This is a genomic window from Enterobacter sp. N18-03635, assembly GCF_004006055.1.
Taxonomy (GTDB): Bacteria; Pseudomonadota; Gammaproteobacteria; order Enterobacterales; family Enterobacteriaceae; genus Enterobacter; species Enterobacter vonholyi.
In genome coordinates this window covers 422,049-437,480 of sequence record NZ_CP034769.1, presented here as the reverse complement: position 1 = coordinate 437,480, position 15,432 = coordinate 422,049, and the positions used below count along the sequence as shown (strand labels likewise).

The 15,432-nt window shown below is 56.5% G+C and carries 11 protein-coding genes and 3 tRNA genes; 4 read left to right on the top strand and 10 right to left on the bottom strand.

Annotated features, from left to right (window positions below):
• Positions 1-65 precede the first annotated feature (65 nt).
• From miaA to nnr, 5 genes are read right to left on the bottom strand one after another with little or no spacing between them, the layout of a single operon-like run.
• Positions 66-1,016 (bottom strand): tRNA (adenosine(37)-N6)-dimethylallyltransferase MiaA, encoded by a 951-nt coding sequence (gene miaA / locus ELK40_RS02800; protein ID WP_127729349.1) that lies wholly within the window; start codon positions 1,014-1,016, stop codon positions 66-68.
• Positions 1,009-2,853: a DNA mismatch repair endonuclease MutL gene (gene mutL / locus ELK40_RS02795; RefSeq protein ID WP_127729347.1), complete on the bottom strand. Its 1,845-nt coding sequence runs from the start codon at positions 2,851-2,853 to the stop codon at positions 1,009-1,011. Before mutL ends, miaA begins: the two co-directional genes overlap by 8 nt.
• A gap of 9 nt (positions 2,854-2,862) precedes the next feature.
• Entirely contained in the window at positions 2,863-4,194 is a 1,332-nt protein-coding gene (gene amiB / locus ELK40_RS02790; protein WP_115876629.1) for an N-acetylmuramoyl-L-alanine amidase AmiB, read from the bottom strand.
• Positions 4,195-4,210: 16 nt separating this feature from the next.
• Complete coding sequence (gene tsaE / locus ELK40_RS02785) at positions 4,211-4,672, bottom strand: tRNA (adenosine(37)-N6)-threonylcarbamoyltransferase complex ATPase subunit type 1 TsaE (RefSeq protein WP_013095283.1); 462 nt, start codon at positions 4,670-4,672, stop codon at positions 4,211-4,213.
• Positions 4,665-6,188, bottom strand: coding sequence for a bifunctional ADP-dependent NAD(P)H-hydrate dehydratase/NAD(P)H-hydrate epimerase (nnr, locus tag ELK40_RS02780; RefSeq protein WP_115876630.1), 1,524 nt, complete (start codon positions 6,186-6,188; stop codon positions 4,665-4,667). Before nnr ends, tsaE begins: the two co-directional genes overlap by 8 nt.
• Here nnr and queG point away from each other — a divergent pair.
• Positions 6,187-7,326: a tRNA epoxyqueuosine(34) reductase QueG gene (gene queG, locus ELK40_RS02775; RefSeq protein WP_127729345.1), complete on the top strand. Its 1,140-nt coding sequence runs from the start codon at positions 6,187-6,189 to the stop codon at positions 7,324-7,326. The genes nnr and queG overlap by 2 nt on opposite strands.
• 270 nt (positions 7,327-7,596) lie before the next feature.
• On the opposite strand, the gene ELK40_RS02770 is transcribed toward queG, so the two are convergent.
• The 4 genes from ELK40_RS02770 to orn form a co-directional block, all read right to left on the bottom strand.
• A tRNA-Gly gene (locus ELK40_RS02770) sits at positions 7,597-7,672 on the bottom strand.
• A gap of 36 nt (positions 7,673-7,708) precedes the next feature.
• Positions 7,709-7,784: transfer RNA gene (locus tag ELK40_RS02765), tRNA-Gly, on the bottom strand.
• A gap of 36 nt (positions 7,785-7,820) precedes the next feature.
• Positions 7,821-7,896: transfer RNA gene (locus tag ELK40_RS02760), tRNA-Gly, on the bottom strand.
• A 196-nt stretch (positions 7,897-8,092) separates the two neighbouring features.
• Complete coding sequence (gene orn / locus ELK40_RS02755) at positions 8,093-8,638, bottom strand: oligoribonuclease (protein WP_115876632.1); 546 nt, start codon at positions 8,636-8,638, stop codon at positions 8,093-8,095.
• 107 nt (positions 8,639-8,745) lie between these two features.
• Between orn and rsgA the strand changes: the two genes are divergently transcribed.
• From rsgA to mscM, 3 genes are all read left to right on the top strand, one after another.
• Complete coding sequence (gene rsgA, locus ELK40_RS02750) at positions 8,746-9,798, top strand: small ribosomal subunit biogenesis GTPase RsgA (protein WP_181899774.1); 1,053 nt, start codon at positions 8,746-8,748, stop codon at positions 9,796-9,798.
• Positions 9,799-9,895: 97 nt separating this feature from the next.
• Positions 9,896-10,864 (top strand): archaetidylserine decarboxylase, encoded by a 969-nt coding sequence (gene asd / locus ELK40_RS02745; RefSeq protein ID WP_115876634.1) that lies wholly within the window; start codon positions 9,896-9,898, stop codon positions 10,862-10,864.
• Between the two features lie 19 nt (positions 10,865-10,883).
• On the top strand, positions 10,884-14,207 hold the full coding sequence (gene mscM / locus ELK40_RS02740) for a miniconductance mechanosensitive channel MscM (protein WP_115876635.1): 3,324 nt from the start codon (positions 10,884-10,886) through the stop codon (positions 14,205-14,207).
• Positions 14,208-14,251: 44 nt separating this feature from the next.
• Here the strand turns inward: mscM and epmA are convergent, their stop codons facing one another.
• Positions 14,252-15,229: an elongation factor P--(R)-beta-lysine ligase gene (gene epmA, locus ELK40_RS02735; RefSeq protein WP_127729343.1), complete on the bottom strand. Its 978-nt coding sequence runs from the start codon at positions 15,227-15,229 to the stop codon at positions 14,252-14,254.
• Positions 15,230-15,432: the final 203 nt, after the last annotated feature.

The following is a 15,432-nucleotide window of genomic DNA, read 5'->3' as shown; positions in this document are numbered from 1 at the left end:
TTGTTTTGTACTTAGAACCTTGCGATTCTGAAAAATTGCGCACGATACGCCTCAATTGTACACATTCAGTGAGCGATATCACCAACAACCTCAATCACTTCGTTTAACGCCTGTTGCGGTTTTTCACTGTCTAACCAGTGAACACCCTCCCAACCGCGCAACCAGGTGATCTGGCGCTTCGCTAACTGTCTCGTGGCGCAAACACCTCTATAAACCATTTCATCGTATGAAATCTCACCTTCAAGATACGACCACATCTGGCGGTATCCCACACAACGAATGGAAGGCATGTCCGTATGCAAATCTCCACGGGCAAAAAGCGCCCGCACTTCTGCTTCAAAATCTGAAGCTAACATCTGATGAAAACGCTGCTCAATCCGCTGATGGAGCAGTTCACGGCTCGCCGGGGCGATGGCGAACTGATGCACCTGATACGGCAGAGCGTCTCCTGACGTTTGCGTCAGTTCCGTTAAAGTTTTACCCGAAATGAAAAAAACTTCCAGTGCCCGGGAAAGCCTTTGCGGATCATTTGGATGGATCCGCGCTGCAGCAACCGGGTCAATCTCCGCCAGTTGCTGATGCAAAACGTCCCAACCCTGCTCTGCCGCCTGCTGATCAATTTTTGCTCTTATTTCCGGATCCGCGGATGGCAGAGGTGACAACCCCTCCAGCAGCGCCTTGAAGTAGAGCATGGTTCCGCCAACCAACAGCGGTATACGCCCCGCCGCCGTTATCTCTGCCATCTCGGCTAAGGCATCCCGGCGAAAATCCGCTGCGGAGTAAGCCTGAGCCGGGTCGAGTATATCCAGCAAACGGTGCGGTGCCGCGCGCAGTTCTTCTGCGTCAGGCTTCGCCGTGCCGATATCCATCCCTCGGTAGATGAGGGCGGAGTCGACGCTAATCAACTCTACAGGCAAAACTTTACGCAACTCAATGGCTAGCGCCGTTTTGCCGGAGGCCGTTGGGCCCATTAAAAAAATTGCCTTAGGCAGGCTCGCCTTACTTACGTCAATCATGTTTCAGGGCGTTCATCGCCGTTTGTAAATCAACAGGTTGTAATAACCCACCCGGCGGCGCTTTCACCAGATGCGGACAGAGGCGTTCAACCTCAGCCAGCACGCTGATGGCCTGTGCCATGCTCCACGGCGTGTGTTCGCTTGCCAGATGGCGGGCGATCCACTGCGCGGTGTTGGCGGCATCAAACGATGTTTGCTGCGCCAGGTAGCCTATCAGTTCAGGAATCAAGTTTTGTAAATTTTGTTGGCGTAAGGGTAAAGGCACTGCACGAATTGTCACATGTTGTGGTTCGAGCACAGTTTCAATACCCATCTGCGCCAGCTGCGGCTCTGCACGCTGCAATACCCTTGTTTCATCAGGGGATATTTTCAGGCGAACCGGAATCAAGAGCGGCTGCGCGCAGGCTGCATTTTCGCCAGGCGTGAGCTGCACCTGTTTAAGCCAGCGTTCGGCGACCGGCAGTGCCATAAGCATCAGTTTGCCGTCACGCTCAAGCAATGCCATGTCGGGCGCGATAATCGTCAGCACCCGGCCAAAACTTTGGCTATGCCCGTCCAGAGAAGGCTGAGCGGCAGGAATGTGCTCTTTACGCTCCACGGCTGGCGTTTCCAGCAGTTTGCGGTACAACGCTCCCTGCTGCTTCTGATAACCAGGCTGGGCATTCGGGTAGTTCGCGCCCGTTGGACGCGGTGCGCTCCCTGCCGGGGAGAAACGCGGGGTCTCCGGTTCACGCGCGGCGGCAGGCTCCGCAAAATGGTTACGCCCTGCCGCCACTCGGTTTTCCGGCAGCGGACGCGGCGCTGGAGCGTCGTTTTCCAGCGGCAGCGTTGGTGCTGCCTGCTGCTGCAACACAGCGGCCACGCCCTGATAAATGAAGTCGTGAACCAGACGCGACTGGTGGAACCGCACCTCATGTTTGGCAGGATGAACATTCACATCCACCTGATGCGGATCGATGTCCAGATAAAGGACGAAAGCAGGCTGCTGATCGGCCCCGAGCTTGTCTTCGCAGGCCTGGCGAATCGCGTGATTGATAAGACGATCGCGCATCATGCGGCCGTTCACGTAGCAATACTGAATTTCCGAGAACGCAGCACTGCTCGCGTTTGGATCGGCAACCCAGCCGCGTAAAGCCAGATCGCCGTGCTGCCACTCAATGGCCAACGCCTGTTCCAGAAACGGCGTCCCGCAGATAGCGCCCAGGCGGCGCTCTTTCTGTCCACCTTCTGCCACCGCGCGGTACTGGCGCATCACCTTGCCGTTGTGGCTGAGGTTGATGGTGACATCGAAACGGGCCAGCGCGATACGGCGAATGATCTCGTCGATATGGCCGAACTCGGTCTTCTCGGTACGCATAAACTTGCGTCGGGCGGGAGTGTTGTAGAAGAGATCTAATACTTCAAGCGTCGTCCCGACAGGATGCGCCGCCGGTTTGACCGTCACATCCATGTCGCGCCCTTCGGCGTAAGCCTGCCAGGCTTCCTGCTGTTCAGCGGTACGGGAGGTCAGCGTTAAACGCGAAACCGAGCTGATACTGGCCAGCGCTTCTCCGCGAAAACCGAGGCTAATAATCGCTTCCAGATCGTCCAGAGAGGCGATTTTACTGGTGGCGTGACGAGCCAGCGCCAGCGACAGCTCCTCTTTTTTAATGCCACAGCCGTTGTCCCGAATGCGGATAAGCTTCGCGCCACCGCGTTCGATATCAATATCGATGCGGGTTGCGCCCGCATCGAGGCTGTTTTCCACCAGCTCCTTCACCACCGACGCAGGGCGTTCCACCACCTCACCGGCGGCGATTTGGTTCGCGAGCTGCGGCGGTAGAACCTGAATCGGCATGAATTCTCCTTAGTTGGTCGCGGTCATCTCACCCGGCAGCGCTGCGCTGGCCGTCTGGGCAGCGCCGCTCTGCGGCGCAGACTGCAGAGGATGCGCCTCAAAATATTTGCGTAAACCGTTATAAATCGCTTCGGCAATTTGCTGCTGGTAACTGTCGCTTCCCAACAGACGCTCTTCACCGTTGTTACTGATAAAGCCCGTCTCTACAAGGATGGACGGAATATCTGGCGAGCGCAGAACGCCGAGGCTGGCATGTTCCGGACGACGCTTATGCAGCACGCCAACGCTTTGCAGCTGGTTCAATACGTTAGTGGCGACATCATACCCGACGCGCTGAGAATGACCGAACTGTAAATCCAGCACCGCCTGGCTGAGGTACGGGTCTGACTGGCTGTTCGCCAGCACGTCGCCCGCGCCGCCTAACAGTTCAGACTGCTTCTCGTGCTCTTCCAGCCAGTTGGCCATTTCGCTGTTAGCGCGACGGTTCGACAGCACCCAAACCGAGGCGCCGGTGGCGCTACGATTCGGTGCAGCGTCCGCATGAATAGAGACCAGGAAGTTCGCGTTTTGCTTACGCGCCACGTCCGAGCGTCCCATTACGGAGATAAAGTAATCCCCGTCGCGGGTCAACACGCCTTTAAACATAGGGTCGTCATTGAGTAGCGAACGCAGTTTACGCGCGATAGCGATAGTTACGTTTTTCTCTCGCGTGCCGCCAGGACCAATCGCCCCGGGATCTTCCCCGCCGTGACCCGCATCAATGGCGATAATCACTTTGTCACCGCTGACCGTCGCGCGTCGCGCGCTGGCCGCCGGACGCGTCACCGTATTGCTGCTGGTTGCCGCAGTAATGCGATCGTTCTGCGATTTAAACGGATTACGCGCAGGTTCAGAAGGACGCGGCGTATATACCGGTTCTTCCACGCGCTTCGCTACGACCGGCGGCGGCGGCGGTGCGTCGGCATTGATGGTAAAGACCACCGTATAGTTCGCCCCGTTTTGCTGCTTCACCGCCTTCGTTTTGCCCTTTTCGGTCAGATCAACCACCAGGCGTAACGACTGGCTATCCTGCGGCGTACCCGAACGGATACTTTTCACCAGGTTGTTGCCGCTAAACCGCAGCGGTAATCCCTGGATCACGCCTGTCTGCTTGATATCCAGCGCCACGCTGTGGCTGTCTGGCTGTGAAAACGCATACTCAGGATCGCCCATAAAGCTGAACGTGATTCGAGCCTGGCTTTCGCCGTTAGATACCTGAATATCTGAGAGGTTTGCCGCCCCGGCCTGCGCGCACAGCAGCACGGTGGCAGCCAACACCCAACCTTTAACGCGATTTATCATCCCGTCATCCCTACGCTTAACCGGCCAGACGCGCCAGTAAGGAACTGCCTGATGAGGAAACAGCACTGATGCGTGCCTCACGCCCTTGAGCCTGGTAATCTAAGTGAATTTCGACATCCGGGTCAGGCAGCACACCCGCACCTTGTTGCGGCCACTCCACCAGGCAAATGGCGTCGTTGGCAAAATAATCACGGATCCCCATAAATTCCAGCTCCTCAGGATCCGCAAGGCGGTATAAATCGAAGTGGTACACCATGAGATTTTCAAGGGTGTACGGTTCTACCAGCGTGTAGGTTGGGCTTTTCACATTCCCGTTATGCCCTAACGCCTGCAAAAAACCCCGGCTGAAGGTGGTTTTACCCGCACCTAAATCACCATACAGATAAATGACGGTTGCCCCCTGACAGGCCTGCGCCACGCGCTTGCCGAGTTCTAAAGTGGCTTGTTCATCAGGTAAAGGAATCGCTCGATTAGTCATTTTCTACGTCAATCACATCCGGGTTAACAACACGCCGCAGCGTGCAAAAAAGATCCGTGGCCAGCATACCGCGTGTACCGTAACGCGCAGCCAGTTTATCCGCCGCGACACCGTGGGCCACGCAGCCCGCACAGGCTGCATCATAAAGGGGAAGTTTCTGTCCAAGCAATGCGCCAATGATGCCGGAAAGCACATCGCCCATTCCGCCGCTCGCCATGCCCGCATTTCCGGCATCAATAATGCCCAGCATCTCATCACTGGCAACAATGGTTCCTGCCCCTTTTAAAACAGCAACACCTCCGTAACGTTTTACCAGACGCTGAGCAGAAAGTAAGCGATCGCTTTCAATTTCTGCCACGCTGCAGTTAAGCAGGCGCGCGGCTTCGCCGGGGTGTGGTGTCAGAATGCGATTGTGACGCTTATCCGGGTTTATTGCCAGAAGGTTAAGCGCGTCGGCATCCCACAGCATCGGTTTACGAAAATTCTCGACCTTTTGCAGGGCCTGTTTACCCCATGACTGCTGCCCAAGCCCGGGGCCAATCACCACCACATCCGCCCATTCCAGGCTTTCTTCAAGCGCCTGGGGCGTAAGCTCATGGACCATCAGTTCCGGCCGGGCGGTGATTATGGGCGCAATATTCTCAATGCGAGTGAGCACTCGCACTAATCCGGCACCGCTGCGCAGAGCCGCTTCACCCGTCATACGAATCGCACCAGCCGTACCGTGGTCTCCTCCCACAATCACCAGCCTGCCGTGATCGCCCTTATGGGACGTTGGTCGGCGCGGCGGGAGCCACGCTGCAAGCTGCGACGCATCAAAACGCGCGAGGCGCATTTCCTGCCCGGCCAGCCAGCTCTCCAGCCCCAGCGCATTGTGGTGCAGCACGCCAACGACGTCTCGCGCTTTACCGGTCAGTAACCCCGGTTTGAGGGCGATAAAGGTCACCGTATGGGCAGCCTGAATGACCGCCCCCGGCGTCGCGCCGGTTTCTGCAATCAGGCCAGAGGGAATATCCAGGGCGACTACCGGCGCGGAATGTCTGTTAGCGTGTTCAATAAGCACGGCAATATTTTCGCGCGGCGCGCTGTGCAGCCCGGTGCCCAGAAGACCATCAACAATCAGATCCACCTCTTCCGGCCAGACGATATCAGGCGCATGAATTACACCGCCTGCGTTAAGCCATGCCTCCCGCGCCGCGCCAGCCTCTTCCGGCAGCGGTTTATCACTTTCGAGAGCCAGCAAGGTCACGCGGATACCGGCCGCAACCGCCAAACGGGCGACGACGTAGCCGTCACCGCCGTTATTGCCGTGCCCGCACAGAATCAGCCAGTGAGCAGCCTGCGGGTACGCGCTGCGGGCAACGTTAAACGCCGCCTCACCCGCACGCAGCATCAGTTCATAGAGGGTAATCCCGAGGCTGTCTGCGGCCTCTTTTTCGGCACGCCGGAGGTCATCCGCATGCCAGATGGAATGTGGTATACTTGCGGGGTTTTTCTTCACCGTATGGTCCGTCATGTCACAGCCCCTCGATCTCAATGAATTAGCGCAAAAAATAAAACAGTGGGGTGCTGAGCTTGGCTTCCAGAAGGTGGGCATTACCGATACCGACCTTTCCGCCAGCGAGCCGAAACTGCAGGCCTGGCTGGACAAACAATACCACGGCGAAATGGAATGGATGGCGCGTCATGGCATGATGCGCGCCCGTCCTCACGAGCTTTTGCCGGGCACATTACGCGTCATCAGCGTGCGCATGAACTATCTACCCGCCAACGCGGCCTTTGCGCGCACGCTAAAAAATCCCTCTTTGGGTTACGTCAGCCGGTACGCTTTGGGTCGTGATTACCATAAGCTCTTGCGTAACCGCTTAAAAAAACTCGGGGAAACCATTCAGCAGCACTGTGTTTCGCTGAATTTTAGACCCTTTGTCGATTCTGCGCCTATTCTTGAGCGCCCGATCGCCGAAAAAGCCGGGCTTGGATGGACAGGTAAGCACTCACTTATCCTCAGCCGTGACGCCGGATCGTTCTTCTTCCTGGGCGAACTGCTGATTGATTTACCGCTGCCGGTAGACGGCCCGGTCGAAGAAGGCTGCGGGCGCTGCGTGGCCTGCATGACCATCTGCCCGACGGGTGCTATCGTCGAGCCTTACACTGTTGATGCACGCCGCTGCATCTCCTACCTCACTATCGAGCTGGAAGGGGCCATTCCAGAGGAATTCCGGCCACTTATTGGCAACCGCATCTACGGTTGCGACGACTGCCAGCTGATCTGCCCGTGGAACCGCTATTCACAGCTCACGGACGAAGAGGATTTCAGCCCGCGTAAGGCGCTGCATGCGCCGCAGCTCATTGAGCTGTTCGCCTGGAGCGAAGCATGGTTCCTGAAAGTGACGGAGGGTTCGGCCATTCGCCGTATTGGTCATTTGCGCTGGCTGCGTAATGTTGCCGTCGCGCTGGGGAATGCCCCGTGGGAGGAAGCGAATATACGGGCGCTTGAAAGCCGTCGAGGTGAGCACCCACTTCTTGATGAGCACATCGAGTGGGCGATTGCGCAGCAAATTGAGAAACGTAATGCCTGCGTTGTCGAGGTGCAGCTGCCGAAGAAACAGCGTCTGGTGAGGGTGATTGAAAAAGGGCTTCCGCGGGATGCCTGAACTATTCACAGCCTGTGAATAAAATTACAAACTCAAGCGCCATCTGGGCTGGAGAAGAGGTCAAGTGATCTCAATAACATTTTGAAATCAAATTTTATGTTTTAAATACAGCGCGTTATGGAGATATTATTCACCCTGCTAAGTTTTAACCCTGTTTCGGTTAAGCGCAGTTTCTGTGGATAACTCTGTTCACAAGATTATTTCAGAGACAATAGAAAACGTCCCCAGCGACGCTTTTCGCTGTGGATATTTTAGAGATGAAGAAGAATTTGGAGCGGGAAACGAGACTCGAACTCGCGACCCCGACCTTGGCAAGGTCGTGCTCTACCAACTGAGCTATTCCCGCTTGGGTGGTCCGTGCTGTGGAAGCACTTTCAAATTTTGGAGCGGGAAACGAGACTCGAACTCGCGACCCCGACCTTGGCAAGGTCGTGCTCTACCAACTGAGCTATTCCCGCTTGGGCAGTCTGTGCTGTGAAAGCACTTTCAAATTTTGGAGCGGGAAACGAGACTCGAACTCGCGACCCCGACCTTGGCAAGGTCGTGCTCTACCAACTGAGCTATTCCCGCAAATCTGCACTGCTTTTGTTGCTGTCGTAACGTGTAATTCTCTGTCGTTACGGGAGGCGCATTATACGAGAAATCCTTTTAGCTGCAACCCCCCTTAAAGCGATTTTTTCGAAATTAAGTTCAAATGCTTATTAAATCGGCAAGCTGAACAATTTAACGACAAAAACCCGGCCACGCAAGGCGCCGGATCGCAAAATCACAGCTTAATAAAGTTTTCGCGGTAGTAAGAAAGCTCCGCCACGGACTCTCGGATATCGTCCATCGCCTGGTGCGTCCCCTGCTTTTTAAAGCCGTCGAGGATTTCAGGCTTCCAGCGACGCGCCAGCTCTTTCAAAGTGCTGACATCCAGATAGCGGTAGTGGAAGTAAGACTCCAGTTCCGGCATGTACTTAAACAGGAAACGACGATCCTGGCCGATGCTATTCCCACAGATTGGCGATTTGCCTGCCGGAACCCACTGTTTCAGGAACTCAAGCGTCGCCAGCTCCGCCTCTCGGTCACCCATGGTGCTCGCCTTCACCCGCTCCACCAGACCACTGCCGGTGTGGGTACGCACGTTCCAATCATCCATCAACGCCAGCTGGTCATCGGACTGATGCACCGCTATCGTTGGCCCTTCAGCCAGGATATTCAGGTTGGCGTCCGTAACCAGGGTTGCAATTTCAATAATGCGATCGCGCTCGGGATCCAGCCCGGTCATTTCGAGATCGATCCAAATCAGGTTGTTTTCATCCGCGCTCATGTTATTTTCCACCCTTCTCGCATAACCGGCAGTAGCAGGTTAACTAGTATTAATTAGAGTGTATCATAGAGGTTTTGCCCCCTACGGGCGACCAGGAGCCAGTGCGATTGAGTAAAAATAAACTCTCCAAAGGGCAGCAGCGCCGCGTGAATGCCAATCACCAGCGCCGTCTTAAAACCACTGCGGAGAAGGTCGATTACGACGACAACCTGTTTGGCGACCCAACGGAAGGCGTAGTCATCAGCCGTTTCGGTATGCATGCCGATGTCGAATCCGCCGACGGTGACATTCACCGTTGCAATATCCGCCGGACCATTCGTTCTCTGGTGACCGGCGATCGCGTGGTCTGGCGTCCGGGTAAAGAGGCCGCTGAAGGTGTCACGGTTAAGGGCATCGTTGAAGCCGTGCATGAACGCACGTCGGTGCTCACCCGCCCGGATTTCTACGATGGCGTAAAACCAATTGCCGCCAACATTAACCAGATCGTCATTGTTTCGGCGATTTTACCCGAACTTTCACTCAACATTATCGACCGATACCTTGTCGCCTGCGAAACGCTGCAGGTTGAACCGATCATCGTGTTGAATAAAATCGATCTGCTGGATGACGACGGCATGGCCTTCGTGAATGAGCAGATGGATATCTACCGTAAGATCGGGTATCGCGTGCTGATGGTCTCCAGCCATACCAAAGATGGCCTTAAGCCGTTAGAAGAGGCGCTGACCGACCGTATCAGCATCTTTGCGGGCCAGTCCGGCGTGGGTAAATCGAGCCTGCTGAACAACCTGCTTGGCCTCCAGCAAGAGATCCTGACTAACGATGTGTCCAACGTCTCGGGTCTGGGCCAGCACACCACCACCGCCTCGCGTCTGTATCATTTCCCGCACGGCGGCGACGTGATCGACTCCCCAGGGGTGCGTGAGTTCGGTTTGTGGCACCTTGAGCCGGAACAAATCTTTAACGGATTTGTCGAATTCCATGATTATTTAGGCGCTTGTAAATACCGCGACTGTAAACACGATAACGATCCAGGCTGCGCTATCCGTGAAGCGGTTGAGAAAGGCGAGATCGCGGAAACCCGCTTCGAGAATTACCACCGTATTCTTGAGAGCATGGAAGACGTAAAAACGCGTAAAAACTTTTCTGATTCTGATAACTGACAACTAAGCTAAGCATCGCTAAAATCGTCCCCTTTTTTCAGGTTCCGGCGGCTTAACGCCGGATCAGGAACGATAAAACAATGGCCTGGAGGCTACCTTGTTAAACGCATTTAAACTTTCGCTTCAATACATTCTGCCAAAACTGTGGCTCACTCGCCTGGCGGGCTGGGGCGCGAGCAAACGCGCAGGCTGGCTGACCAAACTGGTCATCGATCTTTTCGTAAAATATTACAAGGTCGACATGAAAGAGGCGCAAAAGCCGGACACCGCCAGCTACCGCACCTTCAACGAGTTCTTCGTGCGCCCGCTGCGTGACGAAGTGCGCCCGCTGAACACCGATCCTAACGTCCTGGTGATGCCAGCAGACGGCGTGATCAGCCAGTTGGGTAACATCGAAGACGACAAAATCCTGCAGGCGAAGGGCCATAACTACAGTCTGGAAGCTCTGCTGGCAGGTAACTACCTGATGGCGGATCTGTTCCGCAACGGTACGTTTGCCACTACCTATCTGTCACCGCGCGACTATCACCGCGTGCACATGCCGTGTAACGGTATCCTGCGTGAAATGATTTATGTCCCGGGCGATCTGTTCTCCGTCAACCACCTGACCGCGCAGAACGTGCCGAACCTGTTTGCCCGTAACGAGCGCGTCATCTGTCTGTTCGATACTGAATTTGGCCCTATGGCACAGATTCTGGTGGGTGCAACCATCGTAGGCAGCATAGAAACCGTCTGGGCCGGCACCATCACCCCACCGCGCGAAGGCGTGATCAAACGCTGGACCTGGCCTGCCGGTGAAGCGGAAGGCTCTGTGGCCCTGCTCAAAGGTCAGGAGATGGGTCGCTTTAAGCTGGGCTCCACCGTGATCAACCTGTTTGCACCTGGCAAAGTGAAGCTGGCTGAACAGCTCGAAAGCCTGTCGGTCACCAAGCTGGGTCAGCCGCTGGCGGTCTCAACCGAAACCTTCGTGACGCCGGAAGCAGAACCTGCTCCGCTGTCACAGGAAGAGATCAACGCCGAGCACGACGCCAGCCCGCTGGTTGACGACAAAAAAGACGAAGGCTAACAACAGAAGGATCGCTGACGTGCGCCCGATTATCGTTCTACTGATGGCCTGGTGCCTCAGCATGGGGGCGTACGCAGCGACAGCCCCCGACGCCAAACAGATAACCCAGGAACTGGAGCAGGCAAAAGCGGCCAAACCCGCTCAGCCAGAGACCGTCGAGTCGCTCCAGGCTGCCCTGAACGCGCTTGAGGAGCGGAAAGGCTCTCTTGAGCGCGCTCAGCAGTATCAGCAGGTTATCGACAACTTCCCCAAACTCTCGCAGACGCTGCGCGCGCAGCTCAATAATCTGCGTGACGAACCGCGCGATGTTCCCGCAGGGATGACCTCCGACGCGCTAAACCAGGAGATCCTCCAGGTCAGCAGCCAGCTTCTGGAAAAGAGCCGCCTGGCGCAGCAGGAACAGGAGCGCGCGCGCGAAATTGCCGACTCCCTCAGCCAGCTTCCGCAGCAGCAAACCGACGCCCGTCGCCAGCTAAATGAAGTTGAGCGCCGCGTGGGTACGCAAAGCGGCAATACGCCACAGGCTCAGGCCCAAAATCTGGGCCTTCAGGCAGAATCGGCTCGCCTGAAGGCCCTTGTCGATGAGCTTGAGCTGGCGCAGCTTTCCGCCAATAACCGCCAGGAGCTGTCGCGGATGCGCTCTGAACTCGCTCAGAAGCAGAGCGAGCAACTGGATGCGTATCTTCAGGCCCTGCGCAATCAGCTCAACAGTCAGCGTCAACGCGAGGCGGAGCGCGCGCTGGAAAGTACCGAACTGCTGGCAGAAAACAGCGATAACTTGCCTGCCGGAATCGTCGAACAGTTTAAGGTCAACCGCGAGCTTTCTGCCGCGCTGAATCAGCAGGCGCAGCGTATGGATCTGGTTGCCTCGCAGCAGCGTCAGGCCACCAATCAAACCCTTCAGGTTCGCCAGGCGCTCAACACCCTGCGCGAGCAGTCCCAGTGGCTCGGGTCATCAAACCTGCTGGGCGAAGCGCTACGTGCCCAGGTCGCGCGCCTGCCGGAAATGCCGAAGCCGCAACAGCTGGATACCGAGATGGCCCAGCTGCGCGTTCAGCGACTGCACTTTGAAGATCTCCTTAATAAACAGCCGCAAATCCGCCAGATCCGTCAGGCTGACGGACAGCCCCTGACCAGCGAGCAAAACCGTATTCTGGAAGCCCAGCTGCGTACCCAGCGTGAACTGCTGAACTCTTTGCTCCAGGGCGGGGATACGCTGATTCTGGAGCTGACCAAGCTAAAAGTCTCCAACAGCCAGCTGGAAGATGCGCTGAAAGAGGTGAACGAGGCGACGCACCGTTATCTCTTCTGGACGTCCGACGTGCGTCCGATGACCTTCTCGTGGCCGATTGAAATTGTCCAGGACCTGCGCCGCCTGATTTCGCTGGACACCTTCAGCCAGCTGGGACAGGCCAGCGTGATGATGTTCACCAGCAAAGAGACCATTTTCCCGCTGCTGGGGGCGTTGATTCTGGTGGGCTTCAGCATTTACTCGCGCAGACATTTCACTCGCTTCCTGGAGCGTTCCAGCTCCAGGGTCGGGAAAGTCACCCAGGATCACTTCTGGCTAACGTTGCGCACCGTATTCTGGTCGATTCTTGTCGCCTCCCCGCTGCCGGTGCTGTGGATGACGCTGGGCTATGGCCTGCGGGAAGCCTGGCCCTATCCGCTCGCGGTCGCGATTGGCGATGGCGTCACCGCCACGGTGCCGCTGCTGTGGGTAGTCATGATTTGCGCCACCTTCGCGCGCCCCAATGGCCTGTTTATCACCCACTTTGGCTGGCCGCGCAATCGCGTTGCGCGCGCCATGCGTTACTACCTGATGAGCATCGGGCTGATTGTGCCGCTGATTATGGCGCTGATCATGTTCGACAATCTCAACGACCGGGAATTCTCAGGCTCGCTGGGCCGTCTCTGCTTTATGCTGATATGCGGGGCGCTGGCCATCGTCACGCTCAGCCTGAAACGCGCGGGTATTCCGCTCTATCTCGATAAATCCGGCAGCGGCGAAAACATGTTCAACCGGCTGCTCTGGAACCTGCTGCTTAGCGCGCCGCTGTTTGCGATGCTGGCGGCCGCGGTGGGCTATCTGGCAACCGCGCAGGCGCTGCTGGCAAGGCTGGAAACCTCGGTGGCCATCTGGTTCCTGCTGCTGGTGGTGTACCACGTGATCCGCCGCTGGATGCTGATCCAGCGCCGCCGTCTGGCCTTTGACCGAGCCAAGCATCGCCGGGCAGAGATCCTCGCCCAGCGCGCGCGGGGTGAGGAAGAGCCAAACCACGTCAACAGTACGGAAGGCACGACGGAAGCGGACGAGGTCGAACTGGATCTGGATGCCATCAGCACCCAGTCCCTGCGTCTGGTTCGTTCCATACTGATGCTGATTGCCCTCCTGTCGGTGATCTTCCTGTGGTCAGAGATCCACTCCGCATTCGGCTTCCTGGAGAACATCTCTCTTTGGGACGTGACGTCCACGGTGCAGGGTGTTGAAAGCCTGGAGCCGATCACCTTAGGGGCGGTGCTGATTGCCATTCTGGTGCTGATCATTACCACGCAGCTGGTGCGCAACTTCCCGGCGCTGCTGGAACTGGCGCTGCTGCAGCATCTGGATTTAACGCCGGGGACGGGTTATGCGATTACGACCATAACCAAATATCTGATCATGCTGTTTGGCGGACTGGTTGGCTTCTCGATGATCGGTATTGAGTGGTCGAAGCTGCAGTGGCTGGTGGCGGCCCTTGGTGTAGGGTTAGGTTTTGGTTTACAGGAGATTTTCGCCAACTTCATCTCTGGCCTGATCATTCTGTTCGAAAAACCGATCCGTATTGGCGATACCGTCACGATCCGCGATCTGACCGGCAGCATCACGAAGATCAACACACGTGCGACAACGATCAGCGACTGGGATCGCAAAGAGATCATCGTACCGAACAAGGCGTTTATTACCGAGCAGTTCATCAACTGGTCGCTGTCAGACTCCGTTACCCGTGTGGTGCTGACGGTACCGGCGCCGTCGGACGCCAACAGCGAAGAGGTCACCCAGATCCTCTACACAGCCGCAGAGCGCTGCTCGCTGGTGATCGATAACCCGGCACCGGAAGTGTTCCTGGTGGATTTACAGCAGGGGATCCAGATTTTCGAGCTGCGTATCTACGCCGCCGAAATGGGCCACCGTATGCCGCTGCGCCATGAGATCCACCAGCTGATTCTGGCAGGCTTCCGCGAGCACGGTATTGATATGCCGTTCCCACCGTTCCAGATGCGTCTGGAAAGCCTGGACGGGCGTAAAACGGGAAGAACGTTGACGTCAGCGGCGCGTACGCGCCCGGCGGGGAGTTTGTAAGATAAGCAGGGCGCCCCTCTCCCACGGGAGAGGGTTAACTGCCGTCAGGCGCGATCTACGGTAAACGCAATCACATCGCCAAGCTGCTCTGCGCCCAGGGCCAGCATCACCAGACGATCCACACCCAGCGCCACGCCGGAGCAATCCGGCAGACCCGCTTTTAAGGCTTCAAGCAAATTAACATCAATAGGCTGCTGCGGCAGACCGCGCGCGGCGCGCTTGCGGTTATCCTGCTCGAAGCGCTGCTGCTGCTCGCGGGCATCAGTCAGTTCGTGGAAGCCGTTCGCCAGTTCGATGCCTTTGTAATAGACCTCAAAACGCTCTGCGACACGATGATCTTCGGTACTGATCTGCGCCAGTGAAGCCTGGCTTGCCGGGAAGTGATAGACAAACGTCGGACGGTCTTTGCCAATCTGCGGTTCTACGCCGAAGGTGAACAGCAGCTGCAGCAGCGTGTCGCGATCATCTTCGGTATCCGCCACGTTGCTCAGATCCAGCTTTGCCGCTACTTCACGCAGCTGGGTTTTATCCGCCGACAGCGGATCGATTTCCAGATGGCGTTGGAAAGCCTGCTGATAGGAGAGCGTTTCGGCTTCTGAACAGTCCAGCACCTGCTGGAGCAGATCGTCCACCTCATTCATCAGGCGGTACATATCATAATGCGGGCGGTACCACTCCAGCATGGTGAATTCCGGGTTGTGGTGACGACCCATCTCTTCATTACGGAAACTGCGGCACAGCTGATACACCGGGCCACATCCCGCTGCCAGCAGGCGTTTCATGTGATATTCCGGGCTGGTCATCAGGTACAAATTCATCCCCTGAGAGTGGCCGGGGCCAACAAAACGGGTTTCAAACGGGATCAGATGAATATCCGTTACCGTTGCCTGACTCATGCACGGCGTTTCCACCTCAAGGACTCCGCGGTCGGCAAAGAAACGGCGGATCTCCGCCATAATTGCAGCGCGTTTTAACAGATTAGGGATGGATGCGCTCGGCTGCCAGGTGGCCGTTTCGCTCATGAGTTGTTCTCCGATTTCAGACAAGGGCACGAAGTCTACTCGTTAGCAGGGGCAGAGACAAATTTTGCGCAGTAAAAAAGCGCATTTCATTTAGGTGAACTTTTTCGTGACGTATTTCATCAATCTTCATGATAAATCGCCGTACAGAACAGCAAAAAAATCGAACACGTCAAATTTCCCTGACATCTACACGGTTATACTGT

Excerpts from the sequence above, each read along its gene's own strand:
- amiB (WP_115876629.1), bottom strand. The coding sequence starts at position 4,194 with ATGATAAATCGCGTTAAAGGTTGGGTGTTGGCTGCCACCGTGCTGCTG.
- orn (WP_115876632.1), bottom strand. The coding sequence starts at position 8,638 with ATGAGCGCGGATGAAAACAACCTGATTTGGATCGATCTCGAAATGACC.
- epmA (WP_127729343.1), bottom strand. The coding sequence starts at position 15,229 with ATGAGCGAAACGGCCACCTGGCAGCCGAGCGCATCCATCCCTAATCTG.
- tsaE (WP_013095283.1), bottom strand. The coding sequence starts at position 4,672 with ATGACTAATCGAGCGATTCCTTTACCTGATGAACAAGCCACTTTAGAA.
- mutL (WP_127729347.1), bottom strand. The coding sequence starts at position 2,853 with ATGCCGATTCAGGTTCTACCGCCGCAGCTCGCGAACCAAATCGCCGCC.
- queG (WP_127729345.1), top strand. The coding sequence starts at position 6,187 with ATGTCACAGCCCCTCGATCTCAATGAATTAGCGCAAAAAATAAAACAG.
- nnr (WP_115876630.1), bottom strand. The coding sequence starts at position 6,188 with ATGACGGACCATACGGTGAAGAAAAACCCCGCAAGTATACCACATTCC.
- miaA (WP_127729349.1), bottom strand. The coding sequence starts at position 1,016 with ATGATTGACGTAAGTAAGGCGAGCCTGCCTAAGGCAATTTTTTTAATG.